General features: G+C 65.9%; 12 protein-coding genes. 8 read left to right on the top strand and 4 right to left on the bottom strand.

Annotated features, from left to right (window positions below; translation table 11 throughout):
• The first annotated feature begins 104 nt into the window (after positions 1 to 104).
• Entirely contained in the window at positions 105 to 1,925 is a 1,821-nt protein-coding gene (locus VHA82_RS19675; RefSeq protein ID WP_325546848.1) for an ABC transporter substrate-binding protein, read from the top strand.
• Positions 1,926 to 1,930: 5 nt separating this feature from the next.
• Positions 1,931 to 3,541, top strand: coding sequence for a peptide ABC transporter substrate-binding protein (locus VHA82_RS19670; RefSeq protein WP_325546847.1), 1,611 nt, complete (start codon positions 1,931 to 1,933; stop codon positions 3,539 to 3,541).
• Here VHA82_RS19670 and VHA82_RS19665 read toward each other — a convergent pair.
• On the bottom strand, positions 3,531 to 3,740 hold the full coding sequence (locus VHA82_RS19665) for a hypothetical protein (RefSeq protein WP_325546846.1): 210 nt from the start codon (positions 3,738 to 3,740) through the stop codon (positions 3,531 to 3,533). The two genes, VHA82_RS19670 and VHA82_RS19665, sit on opposite strands and share 11 nt — an antisense overlap.
• Before the next feature lie 89 nt (positions 3,741 to 3,829).
• Between VHA82_RS19665 and oppB the strand changes: the two genes are divergently transcribed.
• From oppB to VHA82_RS19635, 6 genes are all read left to right on the top strand, one after another.
• Entirely contained in the window at positions 3,830 to 4,750 is a 921-nt protein-coding gene (gene oppB, locus VHA82_RS19660; protein WP_325546845.1) for an oligopeptide ABC transporter permease OppB, read from the top strand.
• Position 4,751: 1 nt separating this feature from the next.
• Positions 4,752 to 5,669 carry an ABC transporter permease subunit gene (locus VHA82_RS19655; RefSeq protein ID WP_325546844.1) on the top strand — a complete coding sequence of 306 codons (918 nt, stop codon included), beginning with the start codon at positions 4,752 to 4,754 and terminating at the stop codon, positions 5,667 to 5,669.
• 10 nt (positions 5,670 to 5,679) lie between these two features.
• Complete coding sequence (locus VHA82_RS19650) at positions 5,680 to 6,693, top strand: oligopeptide/dipeptide ABC transporter ATP-binding protein (protein WP_325546923.1); 1,014 nt, start codon at positions 5,680 to 5,682, stop codon at positions 6,691 to 6,693.
• Complete coding sequence (locus VHA82_RS19645; protein ID WP_325546843.1) at positions 6,690 to 7,709, top strand: oligopeptide/dipeptide ABC transporter ATP-binding protein; 1,020 nt, start codon at positions 6,690 to 6,692, stop codon at positions 7,707 to 7,709. Before VHA82_RS19650 ends, VHA82_RS19645 begins: the two co-directional genes overlap by 4 nt.
• Positions 7,710 to 8,103: 394 nt before the next feature.
• A complete protein-coding gene (locus VHA82_RS19640; protein WP_325546922.1) occupies positions 8,104 to 9,444 on the top strand; it encodes an MFS transporter in 1,341 nt (446 codons plus the stop codon).
• 55 nt (positions 9,445 to 9,499) lie between these two features.
• Positions 9,500 to 10,636 carry a tetratricopeptide repeat protein gene (locus VHA82_RS19635; RefSeq protein WP_325546842.1) on the top strand — a complete coding sequence of 379 codons (1,137 nt, stop codon included), beginning with the start codon at positions 9,500 to 9,502 and terminating at the stop codon, positions 10,634 to 10,636.
• Positions 10,637 to 10,733: 97 nt separating this feature from the next.
• Here the strand turns inward: VHA82_RS19635 and VHA82_RS19630 are convergent, their stop codons facing one another.
• The 3 genes from VHA82_RS19630 to VHA82_RS19620 form a co-directional block, all read right to left on the bottom strand.
• A complete protein-coding gene (locus VHA82_RS19630) occupies positions 10,734 to 13,505 on the bottom strand; it encodes a TonB-dependent receptor (RefSeq protein WP_325546841.1) in 2,772 nt (923 codons plus the stop codon).
• Between the two features lie 347 nt (positions 13,506 to 13,852).
• Complete coding sequence (locus tag VHA82_RS19625) at positions 13,853 to 16,669, bottom strand: TonB-dependent receptor (RefSeq protein WP_325546840.1); 2,817 nt, start codon at positions 16,667 to 16,669, stop codon at positions 13,853 to 13,855.
• Between the two features lie 265 nt (positions 16,670 to 16,934).
• Positions 16,935 to 17,594, bottom strand: coding sequence for an energy transducer TonB (locus VHA82_RS19620; protein ID WP_325546839.1), 660 nt, complete (start codon positions 17,592 to 17,594; stop codon positions 16,935 to 16,937).
• Positions 17,595 to 17,630 lie beyond the last annotated feature (36 nt).

Here is a 17,630-nt window from a genome sequence, read left to right as displayed (position 1 = left end):
GGGGTGAGGGGCGCCGGGAAAGCTTAGGGGAAACCGCTCGTGGCGGCCGTCTGGCCGCGCATTATGCTTGCGGTCTTGCGTTTCCCCCATAGGTGTTTCCAGGCATGAACATCCGAACCTGGGCCCGGGCCACCAGCCTCGGCCTGGCACTGGGCCTCGCAGCCGCTTGCTACCCCACGAGCGCGCAGCAGCCCCCACCGCCCGAGAAGGTCTTCCGCTACGCGTTTCCGGTCGCCGAGACCGGGTTCGATCCGCCGCAGCTGTCGGACCTCTACTCGCGCATCGTCACCGCCAACATCTTCGAGGCGCTCTACGGCTACGACTACCTCGCGCGGCCGGTGAAGATCGTGCCCGTCATCGCCGACGGCATGCCGCTAGTCGCGCCCGACTTCCGCACGTACACCGTGAAGCTGAAGCGCGGCATCTTCTTCGCCGACGACGCCGCCTTCGCGGGGAAGAAACATGAAGTCACCGCCAACGACGTCGCCTACACCTACAAGCGCTTCTACGACCCCGCCACCAAGAGCCAGCAGCTCGCGAGCATGCTCGAAGAGGGCATCGTGGGCATGGAGGAGCTCAACAAGCGCGCGATCGAGGTGGGCAAGTTCGAGTACGACACGCCGGTGGAAGGCATCCAGGTGCTCGATCGCTACACGATCCAGTTCAAGCTGAAGCAGCCGCGCCCGCGCTTCATCTACACGCTCGCCGACCCCGGCGTCGCGGGCATCGTGGCGCGCGAGGTCGTGGAGAAATACGGCGCCTCGATCATGGAGCATCCGGTCGGCACCGGCGCCTTCATGCTTTCGCAGTGGCGGCGTGCTTCGAAGATCACGCTCGTGAAGAACCCGAACTACCACGAGGACTACTACACGGCCGATCCGGCGCCGGGCGACGCGAAGGCGCAGGCGATCTACGCGCGGCTGAAGGGCAAGCGCCTGCCGCTCGTGGACAAGGTGGAAGTCTCCATCATCGAGGAGCCGCAGCCGCGCTGGCTTGCGTTTCTCAACAACGAGCACGAGTTGGTGGAGCGGCTGCCCTATGCCTACGCGCCGGAAGTCGTGCCGCGCAACCAGCTCGCGCCCAAGCTCGCCAAGCGCGGCATACAGCTCGAACGCGTGCCGCTTTCGGACGTGACCTTCATGTACTGGAACATGACCGACCCGGTGACGGGCGGCTATACGCCGGAAAAGGTGGCGCTGCGCCGCGCGATGGCGCTCGCGTACGACGCGAAGGCGGAAGTGCGCCTGCCGCGCCGGGGCCAGGCGATCGTGGCGCAGGGTCCGATCATGCCGCGCACGGCGAGCTACGACCCGAACTTCCGCACCGAGATGGGCACCTACGATCCGGCGCGCGCCATCGCGCTGCTGGACATGTACGGCTACACGGACCGCGACGGCGACGGCTGGCGCGAGCAGCCGAACGGCCAGCCCCTCGTGATCGAGTACTACACGCTGAGTTCCGCGGACTACCGCGAGCTCGACGAGATCTTCAAGAAGTGCATGGACGCGATCGGCGTGAAAGTCGTCCTGAAGATCGGCAAGTGGCCCGATCACCTGAAGAACGCGCGCGCCGGAAAACTTCAGATGTGGGCGCTCGGTCTTTCGGCGAGCACGCCCGACAGCGGCCCGTCGTTCGCCTACGGCTACGGCAAGTCGCTCGGCGAGGACAACCTCGCGTGGTTCAAGAACGCGAAGTTCGACGAACTCTACGAGAAGCAGAGCCTGATGCCCAACGGGCCCGAGCGCGACGCGCTCCTGCGCGAGATGGTGCGCATCCTCGTTGCCTACATGCCCTACAAGTACCGCACGCACCGCATCGGCATCGACCTCACGCAGCCGTGGGTGGTGGGCTACATGCGCCATCCGTTCGCGCGCGATTTCTGGCGGTTCGTCGATATCGACACGAGCAAGCTTCCGAGGAAATGAAGTCCATGAAGAACAACGCACTCGCGGCCGCGCTCGCGCTCGGCTCCTTCCTGACCGCCTTGCCCGCTTCCGCCGCGGTGATCCCGCCGGGCGTGCAGCTCCATCCCACGCAGACCCTGATCCGCAACAACGGCTCGGAGCCCGAGTCGCTCGACCCCGCGATCGCCGAGACGGTGGGTGCCAACAACATCACGCGCGATCTCTTCGAGAGCCTCACCGCCAATGACGGCGACGGCAAGATCATCCCCGGCGTGGCCGAAAGCTGGAAGCAGACCAACGCCACGACGTGGGTCTTCAAGCTGCGCCAGAACGCGAAATGGTCCAACGGCGACCCGGTCACGGCGCAGGACTGCGTGTACGGCATCCAGCGCTTCCTCGATCCGAAGACCGCGTCGAAGTACGCGGCCACCTATGGCGTCTTCCTGCTGAACGGCAAGGAAGTCGCGATGGGCAAGAAGCCGCCCGGCGCCGTCGGCGTGAAGGCGCTCGACAAGTTCACGGTGGAATTGAAGACGCCGTTTCCGGTCACCTTCCTGCCGCAGCTCGTGTCGAACAACAACCTCGGCCCGATCCACAAGCCGACGGTCGACAAGTACGGCAAGGAATGGACCAAGCCCGGCAACATGGTGAGCAACGGCGCCTTCGTGCTGAAGGAATGGGTCGTGAACCGCAGCGTGGTGATCGAGAAGAACCCGCAGTATTGGGACGCGAAGAACGTGCAGCTCACGCGCGTCACGTACCTCGGCGTGGAAGACGGCAACACGGACGTGAAGCTCTTCGAGGCCGGGCAAAACGAGATGGTGTATCAACTCCCGCCCGGCACCTACGAGGAAATGAAGAAGAAGATGCCGAAGGAAGTGAAGAACGCGCCGATGCTGGGCCTGCGCTTCTACACGTTGCAGACACAAAGCCCCGCGATGAAGGACGTGCGCGTGCGCAAGGCCCTGTCGATGGTGATCGACCGCGACATTCTCGCGGACAAGGTCACGGCCGACGGGCAGGCGCCCGCCTACGGCCTCATCGTGAAGGGGATGGAAGGCGCGGACATGACCGACTACGAGTGGAAGTCGTGGCCGATGGACAGGCGCGTGGCCGAGGCGAAGAAGCTGCTGGCCGAGGCCGGCGTGAAGCCGGGAGCGAAATTCGTCTTCTCGTACAACACGAGCGAATACCACAAGAAGATGGCGATCTTCGCGCAGTCGGAGTGGAAGAAGAAGCTGGGCGTGGACATCGAGCTCGAGGCGATGGAATTCAAGGTGCTCGTGAAGAAGCGCCACGACGGCGACTTCCAGATCGCGCGCGACGGCTTCATCGCCGACTACAACGACGCGACGAACTTCCTTGCGCTCGTGCGCTGCGATTCGGACCAGAACAACAACCGCAACTGCAATCGCAAGGCCGAGGCGCTCATCAACGAAGCCGAGCAGAGCGACGATACGGGCAAGAGAAAGCAGCTTCTCACCCAGGCCACGAAGATGATCCTGGACGACTATCCGATCATTCCGCTCGTGCAGTATTCGCTGCCCCGGTTGGTAAAATCGTACGTGGGCGGGTATTCGCTGCTGAATTCGCAGGATCGTTATCGCAGCAAGGACCTGTACATCGTCAAGCATTGAGCATCGGAAGACTCTGGATTCCCGCGTTCGCGGGAATGACGGTTTCGTCGGTCGTGCTCGCGTTCGTGGGAATGACGGCTTCGCCCGTCGTGCTCGCGTTCGTGAGAATGACGGTTTCGCCCGTCGTCCTCGCGTTCGTGAAAATGACGGCTTCGCCCGTCGTGCTCGCGTTCGCGGGAATGACGGCTTCGCCCGTCATCCTCGCGTTCGTGAGAATGACGGCCCTCTACCAGCGTCGTCCCCGCGCAGGCGGGGACCCAGCGGCTTCCTCGCGAAAGCCATCGCACCATGTGGTCCTACACCTTACGCCGCCTCGTGGCGACCCTCCCCACCCTCCTCGCGGTCATCACCGTCAGCTACTTCCTCCTGCACGCCGCCCCCGGCGGCCCATTCGACAGCGACCGCAACGTTTCCGAAGCGGTGCTCGCGAACCTCAACGCGAAGTACCACCTCGACCAACCCACGTGGAAGCAGTACCTCTACTACCTCGACAACCTCATCCACGGCGACCTCGGCGCCTCGTTCCGCTATGCCGACTGGTCGGTGAACGACCTCGTGGCCAAGGCGCTGCCGGTGTCGCTCTCGATCGGCGGCACGGCGATGCTCGTCTCGCTCGTCCTCGGCATCGCGCTCGGCACGCTCGCCGCGCTGCGCCAGAACAGCATCGCCGACTATGCGCTGATGCTCGTGAGCAATCTCGGCAGCGTCGTGCCTTCCTTCGTGATCGGCCCCGTGCTCGTGCTGGTGTTCGCGTTGTGGCTGCACTGGCTGCCCGCCGGCGGCTGGGACAACTTCGCCTGGCAGTACATGCTGCTGCCGATCGTGCTGCTCACGCTCATCAACGTGGCGACCATCGGCCGCGTGATGCGCGGCAGCCTGATCGAAGTGATGCACAGCAACTTCATCCGCACCGCGCGCGCCAAGGGGCTGCCGACGCTCACCGTCGTGGTGCGGCACGCGTTCAAGCCCGCGCTGCTGCCGGTGGTGTCGGTGGTAAGCCCGCTCGCGATCTCCTCCATCACGGCGGCGCTCGTGACCGAGACGGTCTTCAACCTGCCGGGCATCGGCAAGCTGATCGTGAACGGCGCGGCCAATCGCGACTACACGCTGGTGCTCGGGCTCGTCGTTCTCATCACGGTGATCGCGGTGACCCTGAACCTGCTGGTCGACCTCGCGTATGCCGCGCTCGACCCGAAGATCCGGTATTGAGATGAGCCTCATCACCTCCCGGCGCGACAATGCGCTCGTCGAAGCGCTCGCCACGGTCGAAGCCGCGCGGCCCGGCCGCTCCCCCTGGTCCGACGCCCGCCGCCGCTTCGTGCGCAACAAGGCGGCCGTCGCCAGCGTGATCGTCCTCGTCGTGATCGCCGCCGCCTGCGTCTTCGGCCCGATGCTCCTGCCCAACGCCTTCGACAGCACCGACTGGGACGCGATGAAGCTCGCGCCCACCACGCAGGGCATGCACTGGTGGGGCACCGACGATTCCGGGCGCGACGTGCTCGTGCGCTGCCTCGTCGGCGGGCGCATCTCGCTCATGGTGGGCGTGCTCGCCACGCTCGCCTCGGTCGCCGCCGGCATCGCATGGGGCGCGACCGCGGGCTTCCTCGGCGGCCGCGTCGACTCCTTCATGATGCGCTTCGTCGACATGATGTACGCCATTCCCTATCTGCTCATCGCGATCCTGCTCGTCACGCTGCTCGGCCGCGAGTTCTACCTCGTCGTGCTCGCGATCACCGCGTTTTCGTGGATGGACATGGCGCGCGTGGTGCGCGGCCAGACGCTCACGCTGCGCCACCGCGAATTCGTCGAAGCGGCGCGCGCGATCGGCGTGCCCACGCGGCGCATCATCTTCTCGCACATCGTGCCCAACCTGCTCGGCATCGTCGTGGTCTACACGACCGTCACGGTGCCGAGCGTGATCCTCACCGAGTCGGTGCTCTCCTTCCTCGGCCTGGGCATTCAGGAGCCGATGACGAGCTGGGGCGTGCTGATCGAAGACGGCACGAAGGTGATGGAAGAAATGCCCTGGCTGCTGCTTTTTCCGGGCGCCCTGCTCTCGATCACGCTCTATTGCTTCAACTTCATCGGCGACGGCCTGCGCGACGCGCTCGACCCCAAGGAGCGCTGAAGTGAGCGCCGTGCCGAAACCCTCCACCGCGCCGCTGATCGAAGTGAGCGGCCTCAACGTGCGCTTCGAAACGCCCGACGGCGTGGTGAGTGCCGTGAACGGCCTGAGCCTATCGCTCGCGCCCGGCCGCACGCTCGGGATCGTGGGCGAAAGCGGCTCGGGCAAGAGCCAGAGCATGCTCTCGCTCATGGGCCTGCTCGCGGCCAACGGTCGCGCCACGGGCCGCGCGATGTTCCAGGGAGAGGACCTGCTTTCGCTTCCCGTGCGGCGCCTGAACGAAATCCGCGGCGACCGCATCGCGATGATCTTCCAGGACCCGATGACGTCGCTCAACCCCTACCTCACGGTGGAGCGGCAGATGACGGAGGTGCTCGAATTCCACAAGGGCTTCTCGCGCGCCGACGCGCGCAAGCGCTCGATCGAGGTGCTGGAGAAGGTGCGCATCCCCGATGCCGCGCGGCGCATCCGCATGTATCCGCACGAATTCTCCGGCGGGATGCGGCAGCGCATCATGATCGCGATGGCGCTGCTCACCGAGCCCGATCTCCTGATCGCCGACGAGCCGACCACCGCGCTCGACGTGACGGTGCAGGCACAGATCGTCGCGATGCTGCGCGACCTGCAGCGCGACTTCGGCACGGCGATCGTGATGATCACGCACGACCTGGGCGTCGTCGCGGGGCTGTGCGACGACGTGATCGTGATGTACGGCGGCCGCATCATGGAGCAAGGCACTGCGCAGGACATCTTCTACCGCCCGACGCACCCCTACACGCTCGGGCTGCTGAACGCGGTGCCGCGGCTCGACCACGAAGGCGGCGCGCTCGCGGCGATCCCCGGCACGCCGCCCAACATGGCGCGGCTGCCCTCGGGATGCCCGTTCCATGCGCGCTGCCCCTTCGCCGACGAGCAATGCGCGAACGAAATGCCGCCTCTCGTGGAAGTCCCGGCGACGAGCGTGTTGCGGGCCTGCCATCGCGACGTGGCGATCGTGCAGTCGCGCGGCTGGGGAGGTGCACGATGAACGCCGCGGCCCCCACCCCGGGGCTTCCCCAGCGCGGGCGGGAGGAAGCGCTGCTTTCCGTGCGCGACTTGCACGTGCAGTTCGCCGTGCGGGGCGCGGGCTTTCCCGCGCCGAAATTCGCGCTCAAGGCGGTGAACGGCGTCGGCTTCGACCTTCGGCCGGGCGAGACGCTCGGCATCGTCGGGGAGTCGGGTTGCGGCAAGTCGACGCTGGCGCGAGCGCTGCTGAACCTCGTGCCTTCGCAGGCCGGCAGCATTGTCTACCGGGGCAATGAGATGCGCGGTGCCGCGCCGGCCGCATGGCAGAAGGTGCGGCGTGAAGTGCAGATGGTGTTCCAGGACCCGCTCGCGTCGCTCGATCCGCGCATGAACATCGCGCAGATCGTGGGGGAGCCGCTCATCACGCATGAACCCGGCATGCCGAGAGCCGAAGTGCTCGTGCGCGTGAAGGCGATGCTCAAGCGCGTGGGCCTGTCGGAGGAGCATCTGTATCGTTATCCGCACGAGTTCTCCGGCGGGCAGTGCCAGCGCATCGGCATCGCGCGTGCGCTCGTGCTGGAGCCGAAGCTCGTGATCTGCGACGAGCCGGTGTCGGCGCTCGACGTCTCGATCCAGGCGCAGATCATCAACTTGCTGAAGGATCTGCAAAGGGAGCTGCGCCTGTCGCTGCTATTCATCGCTCACGACCTCGCGGTCGTTCGGCACGTGAGCGATCGCGTGCTCGTGATGTATCTCGGGCGTGTGATGGAGCTTGCGGACAAGCGTGAGATCTACGAGCACCCGCGTCATCCGTACACGCAGGCGCTGCAGTCGGCGGTGCCGATCGCCGATCCGCGCGTGGAACGCAACAAGGAGATTCGCCTGCTGCAAGGCGAGATCCCGTCGCCGATTCATCCGCCGAGCGGCTGTGTGTTCCGTTCGCGGTGCCCGCATGCGTTCGCGAAGTGCGCGGAAGAGGTGCCGCCGTTGAAGAATGTGGATGGCCGGGCGGACGTGGCTTGCTGGTTGTATGAGTGAGGGCGAATCCGGATCGGTTATCCCGGAGGGGAATGCCGACGTCCCGGAGGGCAGTGCCGTGGTCCCGGGGGGCAGTGCCGTCGTCCCCGAGCGCAATGCCGTCGTCCGCGAGCGCAGTGCCGTCATCCCCGCGAACGCGGGGATCCAGAGCCTTCCAGAGAGAGGCACCCTGGATTCCCGCCTTCGCGGGAATGACGACGAGGGGGGCCTTCGCGGGAATGACGACGAGGGGGGTCTTCGCGGGAACGACGGCGAGCGGGGTCTTCGCGGGAATGACGACGAGGAGTGTCTTCGCGGGAATGACGACGAGAGGGGCCTTCGCGGGAATGACGACGAGGGAGTTCTTCGCGGGAACGACGGCGAGCGGGGCCTTCGCGGAAACGACGACGAGCGGATTCCTCGCGGGAACGACGGCAAGCAGGTTCCTCCCGCCAGCGACGGGCGATGGCTCGCCCGCCTCGAACTCTCCGACGACAACCTCCTGCGCGACCGCACCTATCGCCGCCTCTGGCTTTCCATCCTCATCAGCGCATTCGGCGCGCAGATCACCATGCTCGCGCTCCCGCTCACGGCGGCAGTGATGCTGCATGCCACCGCCGAGCAGATGGGCGTGCTCACGGCAATGGAGATCGTGCCTTTCGTGCTGCTCTCGCTGCCCTCGGGCGTCTGGCTCGATCGCGTGCGCAAGCTTCCCGTGTACATCGCCGGCGAAGGCAGCGTCGCGCTCGCGCTCACCACCGTGCCGATCGCATGGTACTTCGGCTGGCTGGGCATGCCCTATCTCTACGGCGTCGCATTCTTCATCGGCTGCGTGTTCACGACCGCCGGCAGCGCCGCGCAGATCGTGCTCACTCAGGTCGTGCCGCGCGAACGGCTCGTGGAAGCGCACGCCAAGAACGCGCTCGCGGGCTCCGCAGCCGAAGTGGCGGGCCCGGGCGTGGCGGGTGCGCTGATCCGGCTCGTGGGCGCGCCGTTCGCGCTGCTCGCGGATGCCGTGCTGCTCGCCTTCAGCGTGGCGATCCTGCGCGGCCTGAAGATCGAGGAGCCGCCGCATGCGCTGATCCGCGACGCATTCTGGCCCGCACTGCGCGACGGCATGCGGTTCGTGGCGAGCGTGCGGCTCCTCGTCGTGCTCGCGATCCTCGTCGGATGCTGGCAGCTCTTTCACCAGATGGCGATGGTGGTGCAGATCCTCGTGGCCACGCGCGAGCTGGGGTTGAACGAGCGGCAGGTGGGCCTTTGCTACATCGGCCTGGGCGTGGGCACGGTGTTCGGCAGCGCCCTCGGCCACGCGATCTCGCGCCGCATCGGCGTCGGCCGCTGTCTCCTCGCGGGGTTCGCGCTGTGCGGCGTCGGCTGGCTGCAGCTCGCCTTCGCGCCGAAGACGAGTTGGGGCATCGCTTCTTTCGTCTTCATGCTCGTGTGCTTCGGCGGCGGCGCGGTGATGATCTTCATCAACTTCCTCGCGCTGCGGCAGGCCGTGACGCCGCAACCGCTCCTCGGACGCATGACGAGCACCATGCGCTGGCTGATCCTGATCCCCGCCGCGCCCGGTGCGCTCGCGGGCGGCTGGCTCGGCGAACACGTGGGTCTGCGCTGGGCGCTGGGGCTGGGCGGCGTGGGCGCGCTGATGCTCGCGGGGGCGGGGTATGCGTTCACGCAGTTGCGCACGCTGCGCGAGTTGCCACGGGATGCGCATGACTTTCCCATGGATGCGACTCGTGCCATCGCCTGACCCGGCTTGATTTTGCCTCCGGAAGGCCTAGCATGGGGCAAGGAGGCATTTCCGGATGCACGCTGCAAGAATCTTGTGCGCGATCGCGATCGCGGCCGCGCTTGCGGGTTGCGCATCGACACCCGCGCCGCCGAGGTTCGCCGATCTCCCCTGGCAGGATGGCCGATTTGCCTACGACCCGGCGCTCGTGACCGTATCCGCGCAGGACATCTTCCGACTCGACCCGGACGTTGCCGCGCTGATCGCGGAAGACAAGCCGATGTCGTCGAGCCCTCTGTCGCGGACGAAGCGCCTGCTCACGCTCATCTTCGGTCCCCAGCGCGACCAATTCGCCTATCAGGCAGGCCACACGACAGTGGCCGCCGAGACATGGCGGGAGAAGCGCGGCGACTGCATTTCCCTCACCGTGCTCGCGTACAGCGCCGCCCGCGCGATGCACCTGGACGCGGACATGCAGGAAGTCGGCGTGCCTGCGCTCTATGTCCGCCAGCGCGGGTTCGAGTTCGTGAATCATCACGTCAATCTGGTGGTCCACGTGCCGCCCACCAGCATGGAAGGCAAGCGGGAGCTTGTCGTCGACTTCAATCCCGACGCCCCGCCGGGACGCCTCGGCGACAAGCTGTCCGAGCAGGCGATCGTCGCACGGGTCTACAGCAATCTCGCCGCGGAATTGCTGACGCAGGGCCGTTACCGTCACGCGTATGCCTACCTGAAGGCGGCGCTCGCGAACGACCCCGCGCATGCCCCCACGTACACCAACATCGCGCTTCTCTATCGCCGCGAGGGGCTCGACGCGCAAGCCGAACGGATGCTGCGCGTGGGCGTCGCGCTCGGCACGCAGCCCGAGACAGCGATGCACGCTCTGTTCGACCTGCTGCGGGAGCAGGGCCGCGACCCGGAAGCGGCCGTCGTGCAGGCCCAGCTCGAGAGGCGCCAGGAAGCCGACCCGTACTACTGGATCGCGCGTGGAACGAGCGCTCTCGCCGAGGGCCGGCCCGCGGACGCGGTTCGTTCGCTGCTGCGAGCCGACGCGCTCGTCGAAGGCTTCGGCGAAGTCCATCGCCAGCTCGCGATCGCTTATTGGCAGCTCGGCCGTCGGGACAAGGCGCGCGAGCAGGTGGTCATGCTCGAGGCGGCCGATCGCGGCAGTCCGCTTGCACCGAAGTTCAAGAAGATGCTGCAAACCCCCTGAACGCATCGAGGGCCGCCTGCTTGCGCGAGGCGGCCCTTCTTCCGTGAGTGCCCGCGTCCCCGTGAAGGGCCGCGGCGGCGACTTCAACTCGCCGTCATCAGAACCTGTAGTCCAGGCCCACGCTCAGGCCGCGCCCGATGGCACCGGGCAGATGCAGCGCGGCGTTGTACGGCGCCGAGCTTCCGACACTGTTGTCGTTGCGGCCCGTACCGCCATACGTCGCCATGTCGACCGGGGGCTTCGCATCGAACACGTTCGTGATGCCCGCGCGGATGGAGAGCTTGTCGTTCACCTTGTAGCGAGCCGTCAGGTCCATGTACGTGAATGCCTTCACGCGGCAGAAATTGCTCGGCGGATTGACCGAGGCCCAGAGTGCCGTGATGCCGGTAATGCCGCTGATGCAGTCGCCGTAGCCCGCCGACGGGTCGGTCACATCGTAGCTTCCGACATAGTTGGTGGTGGACGTGACGGACAGGGGCCCGCGCTCGTACGTGAGGATCAGCTGCGCGCGGTTGCGCGGGGAGGCCGTGTCGCCGCCCACACCGCTCGGACCGTGCGTGCCGGCCAGGCTGAACGTGGCGCCGTTCAACGTCTGATTGAAGTTGAAGATGTGCGTCCACGTGAGGCCGGCCGTGAGCGCGCCGTACTCGTGCAGGTTGAACTTGTAGCGCGTATCGAGCTCGATCCCGCTGGTCGTCGTCGACTGGCCGTTCAGGTACGGAACCGGGATGAACTGGATCGGGCCCACCGACGACAGGCCCGTGGAGCCGTCGCCGAAAGTCACGACCTGAGGCGTACCCCGCACCGCGTACGGCAGCGGATCGAACCCCGCGATCAGGCCGCCGGAGACGATCTGGTTCTTGATCGTGATCTTGTAGAAGTCGAGCGTCGTCGACCAGTTCTTGACCGGCTCCAGGATCACGCCCAGCGTGTAGGAAGTCGACTTCTCGGGCTGCAGATTGGCGTTGGTGCCTTGCAGGTAGGTCGGTGAGAAGCCGCAGTAGGCCGGAACGTTCGACGGCGAAGTCGGCGTACCGGGGTTCGGACACAGCACCGGGTCGGTGATCTGGTTGAAACTGTACAGGGCGCCGGCCGTGCCGTTTTCGGTCGGCGCGGGCGCACGGAAGCCCTTCGCCACGGTGCCGCGAATTCCCAGTTCCGGCATCGGCGTGAGCTTGAAGCCGGCCTTGGGCGTCGTGGAGTTGCCGAAGGTGCTGAAGTGATCGTGGCGCACGGCGGCGTCGAGCTCGAGCATCTTGGTCACGGGCGCTACGGCTTCCGCGTAGAACGCGATGTTCGTATCGCTGCCCAGCGCATAAGCACCGTTCGTGGGCTGCAGGCCCGTCTGGCTGCCGATCGGGTCGGGTGCGTACAGCTTCTTGTGGATCGCGCTCGCGCCGATCGCGATGCCGAGCGGGCCACCGGGCAGCTTCATGACCTCGCGCGAACCGCGCAGTTCGATGAACGAGAGTGTGTCGCTCGACGTGTTGGAAACCGTCGGGGCGACGAAGTTCATCATTGCCGCGCTGTTGCCGCCGGTGAGCAGGAAGGGATTGATCGGATCGTTCAACGCCGCGTAGAGATTGCCCGGATTGATGTAGCCGGAGTAGGTCACCTTCGTGTCGACTCGCGTCCAGCCGGCAGACGCCTTGGTATCCCATGCGCCGATCGTGCCGCTCAGGTCCGCCACCAGGCGATACGACTTCGAATCGATGTCCTCCCGGCGCTGATATCCCGTATCGGGCAGATAGCCGCGCACGTTCGCCGGCACGCCCAGCGTGTTGCCCGGGTAGGTGGCAGGAACGGTGAATGTCGGAATCGCACCCACGATGACGGGCACGATGCCCGGCCCGGTGATCGTCGAGCCCGCGAAGCTTCCGAAGGGAATCGTCGCACCGAAGCGCACCTGCTGCGACTTGCTTTCGAACATCGATGCCTTGACGTTCAGGTCCCAGTCCTGATTGAGCCTGGCCGTGAGGCTGCCCAGAACGTTGATGTTCTCGGTGTTCGGAATGATCTGGTTGAAGTTGTCCTGCCACACGCAGCCGCCGGCACGCCAGCTCGCGTAGTTGCAGCGCGAATCCAGGAAGGCAAAGTTCGCGGCGTTCGACGAAGCACTGCCCGGCCTCTGGAGGATCGGCGTGAGGACCCGCGGCGTCTGCGTGTACACGTTGGTCGCGCCGGGCCTCAGGTCCTCGCCTCCGAGGGCGGTCCAGTTCAGGCTGGTCCAGTCTCCGCTTCTCTGGGAGAACCTGATTTCGTCCTGCTTGCGGTATTCGAGGGCGACGTACCCGTTCACGTTGTCGGAGGATTTTCCGAAGCCATGTGTCAGCGCGAAGCTCTTCGTCGTGCCGCCGCCCTTCTCCGTCATGCCCGCATCCGCGCTCACGAGAGTTCCTTCGAACGACTTCTTGAGAATGACGTTCACCACGCCGGCGATCGCATCCGATCCATACACCGCGGATGCGCCGTCCTTCAGGATTTCGATTCGCTCCACGGCCGCGAAGGGGATGCTCGAAATATCGACGAACTGGCGCTCGCCGTCATCGCTGAGCGGATACGGCGCCATCCGATGCCCGTCGATCAGCACGAGCGTCGCACCGAGCGTGAGGCCGCGCAGCGAGACGCCGGAAGCGCCTCCCGAGAATGCCTGGTTGAAGCCCTGGGTCAGTGTTCCGTTGCCGTTAGCCGTGATTTCGCGCAGCACTTCCGAAACGGTCGTGTAGCCCGAGTTCTTCAGCTGTTCGGCCGTAATCACCTGCACAGGGCTCGGTGTTTCGGTTTCCGTGCGAGGAATGTTCGAGCCGGTTATCTCGACTCGCTGCAACGATGCCCCGCTCTGCGCAAGTGTTTCCTGCGCCACGAACATCGACGCCGTCCCGCAGATCGCCGCGATGACGGCGCGCGAAACAGCGGTTTTTCTAAACCGTAGTGTTTCCGATTTCATATTTTCTCCAGACCAAATTCCTGAATGAGCCAGGGCATCGCCCCCACCCGTAAAAGGCCCGCACTCCGCAAGCCGGACTGCACCATGCAGATGGCGGTCCAATACGAACTCTTACATACGCAACATTGCGAGTCACTCGGCAGTGACCCGGTTTACAGAGGATGTTGCCCAAATACGTCAGCGCTTTCGATGCACGGAAGCGCGCGCAAGACAAGCCTTCCCGGCGTCGCGCGGGAAGGCTTTTCTCGAAGCGAAGGAAAGGCGCGCGATCAGAACGTGTAGCGCGCCCCGATCGTGAAGAACCGGCCGACGGCGCCCGCCTGATGCCAGGTCTGGTTGTAGTTGATGCCGTACGTGAGCACGAGGTACGGATCGAACGGCGCCTTGCGGTCGAAGAGGTTCTGCACCGAGAAGTTGATGTCCAGGTTCTTGATCGGCGTCCACTTGGCGTAGAGGTCGAACGTCGTGAACGAGGGCAGCTTGCAGCCGTTGTAGGGCTGGCCCGTGAGGTTGTAGACGCCGCAGTTCAGGCTGCTCGTGCCGTCGTAGTTCCACACGAGCCCGTTGGACGAGTCGCTCACCGTGCCGTCGCCGTTGTCGAACGCCATCTCGCCTTGGTGGTCGATCATCTTGAGCGGGCCGACGTAGTTGACCTGGCCCGAGATCGTCCACGCGCCCCGATCGAGCGTCAGCGCGAACGTGGCCTTGTCCTTCGGCGTGCCCGCGCCCGAGCTGAGCGCGATGGGACCGTGCGTGCCGGCGTAGTCGGACGTCGTGCCCGAGGCATCGGTGCGCTGGAACTTGTTCGTGTGCGACCAGGCGAGCTGCGCGGTCAGCTTGCCGATGGCGCCCAGGTTCATGCGGTGGCGCAACTCGACGTCGTAGCCGTCGGTCTTGGTGCTGTTCGCGTTCCGGTAGAAACCGGTGACCGTGGTGAGCACGCCCTGCGAGTCGTAGTACAGGAACGTGTTGGGCAAGAGCCCCGGCAGCCTCGTGCTCGGCGGCCCGCCGCTGATCGGCGTGCCGGGAGGAATGATCGCGGCCGGGTCCGCCTGGATGATCTCGTTCTTGCGATCGATCTTCCAGTAGTCGACCGTTGCGCTGGTACCCGCCCAGGGCTCGGCAATGATGCCGAGCGTGTAGTTCCTGGATGTCTCCGGCTGGATGTTCGGATTGCCCTGCGACAGGATGCCCACGCTCGTGAAGCCGAAGCTCGAGCCGCCCGTCTCGGCGGGGCCCGGCGCGCGGAACGATTCGGAGTACGTGCCGCGCACCGCGAACTGGTCGATCGGCTTCAGCTTGAAGCCGAGCTTCGGGTTCGTCGTGCTGCCGAAGTCGGAGTAGTTGTCGTAGCGCAGCGCTCCGTTCAGCTCGAGCCACTTGGTGACGGGCGCATTCACTTCGCCGAACACCGAGCTCACGTGGCGGCTCGCGTGGAACGTGGAGTAACCCAGGCCCACGATCGAGGCCGTGTCGGTGAACGGCACCGGCGGATTGTCCGATTCCTCCCAGCGCATTTCCGCGCCGACCGCGACGCCGAGCGGCCCGCCGCCCAGGTTCATGAGCTCGCGGTTGGCCTTGAAGTCGATCAGCTTCACGGAGCTCGTGGGCACGTTCACGAGTTCGGGCGACACGTAGTCGAGCACGGACTGCGGCGTCGTGTTCGGCAGGTTGATGCGGTAGGTGCCGTTGTTGAGCGTCTCCTGCATCCGGTCGTAGATGATGTAGCCCGTGTTCCTGTTGTGCAGGCGGCTGTGGATCCACGCGAGGCCGGTGTCGTAGTCCCAGCCCCACGCCGTGCCTTGCAGGCCGGCCACGAGCCGCCACACCTGGTTGTTGGTTTCCTGGTCGCGCCCGCCCAGCTCGAACGGGCGATAGCCGAGGACCTTGTCGACGCCGAACGGATTGTCCGGGTGTCCCGCCGGCAGGATCATCGGATCGTGGAAGACGAGCGGGTTGAACAGGTCGTTCGGGTTGAACACACCGCCGTCGTTGTTCGCGCCGAGCGTGCCGTTGGCCTTGGTGATCGAGTTGAAGAACCCGAGCTCCATGTAGCCCGTGAGGTTCGGCGAGAACTCGCGCGTGCCCCGGGCGAAAATGTTGAAGCGGTCGATCTGCGGCTGGATTTCCTGATCGATGAGCGAGTTGTAGCGGCAGACGTTCGTATCCGGATCGACTTGCCCCGGCGGACACGCGATCACGTTCGTCCTGGTGCCCGCGCCCGGCACCGGCAGATCCCGCAGCGTTCCCCAAGGCGAGTTGATCGTCGGTGACGTGACGCCGAGGTACAGGCGTGGCGCGCCGAGCGACGTGTCGTAGAAGTTGCGCGAACGCAGGTCGCTCACGCCCAGGAACCCGCGGTCCGTCGACCAGATGTTGCGCTGCTGCGAGTACTCGGCCGTGAAGAAGAAGTTGTACTTGTCCCGGTCCATGTCGCCGAAGCCGGCGGAGCCGAACACGCGCGCCATCTGGCCGTCGCCCTTCTCGGCCATGCCGAGCGAAGCCCCGATCGATCGGCCCGAGTAGTTCTTGCGCAGGATCACGTTCACCACGCCGCCCACGGCGTCGGCGCCGTAGATGGCCGATGCGCCGTCCTTCAGCACCTCGATGCGGTCGACCGCCTCGAGCGGCAGCGAGTTCAGGTCGACGAAGTTGCGCGTGCCGTCGTCCGCGAGCCCGTAGGTCGTCATGCGGCGTCCGTTCACGAGCACGAGCGTGGAGTTCACGCCCATGCCCCGCAGCGACACGGCCGAGGAGCCGGAAGCGAAGCCCGCGGAGAACGACGTGGGGATCGACCCCTGGTTGTCCGCGGTCACGGTCCGAAGCACTTCCTGGATCGACTGCTTGCCCGTCTTCTCGATGTCCTCGCGCGTGAGGATCTGCACCGGCGAAGCCGTTTCGGTGTCCGTGCGCTTGATGTTGGAGCCGGTGACTTCGACGCGCTGCAGCGTTTGCTGCGGCGGTGGCGTCGTCTGCTGCGCGAGCGCTTCGTGCGCCGCAAGCATCGAGGCCGTGCCGCACAGCACCGTGAGGACGGCGTGCGCAACCCCGGTCCTCCTGAACCTCTTCAGGGTGTCCGTTTGCATGTGTATCTCCAGACCAGTTTCCTTTTCGGCCCAGGGGGTTGCCCCGGCCCGCACTCCAGTCCTCGCACCGGCCCGAGATCGTCGCGCCGCTACGCAGACATGCCGGTGAATCTTGCACACACCGGGCGTGTCCGTCACTTGGAATTTGCCCGCGTTGCGTCTGTGACGTTGCCCAAAAACGTCAGCGTACCAATGCTTCGTACAACCGTGTCGGGGCCTCCCGGCATTGGGGCGGGAGGCCCGGCAAGCGCTGCGCGAAGGAACGCTATTCGATGCGGAAACTGAATTCCTGCGTGGCGAGGACTTCGCCACCGGATGAGATGCACTGGTACTGCATCATGGCGTCGCGCACGGCGTTGTGATAAACGCGCGGGCCGGAGAGGATCGTCACTTCCTGCACCTTGCCGTTCACGATGCGCGCCTGCGCCCGCACCACGCCTTCGATGTGCTCGCGAATGGCCTGGCGCGGCATCTCGGGCTTCACCTGCGTCGGGCAGGCGACGCCCATTTCCATCCGGCCCGTAGGCGCGGGCGCGGGCGGCGCCGGCGGCGGAGGCGGTGCGATCACGGGCGGCGCCACCGGAGGCGTCGTCACGGCGGACACCGCGGGCGCGGTGCTGGGCGGCGGCGACACCTCGGGCGGCGGCACGAAGGGCGGAGGCGGCGCTTCCTGCTTCACGATGGGCTTTTCCACCTGCTTGGGCGGCGGCGGCGGGGGAGGCGGCGGTGGCGGCGGGATGATTACTTCCTGGATCACTTCGGCCGACATGGGCTTCTTGATCACTTCCAGCGCCTTGCGCGCCGTGCCCGTGATGAGCGCCCAGCCGATCAGGATGTGCAGCACGATCACGGCCGCGATGCCCGCGCCCTTGCGGCCCGGGTCGGTGCCCGGGTACTTCTTCTGGTGCATGCTGGTCGCGCTCATGATGCCGCCACCGGGGTCGATTCGAGGGCTGCGCGC

It is taken from the genome of Ramlibacter sp. (genome assembly GCF_035548915.1).
Classification (GTDB): domain Bacteria; phylum Pseudomonadota; class Gammaproteobacteria; order Burkholderiales; family Burkholderiaceae_C; genus Ramlibacter.
Note: the sequence above shows the minus strand (reverse complement) of the source record. Positions and strands in the feature narration are given on the sequence as shown.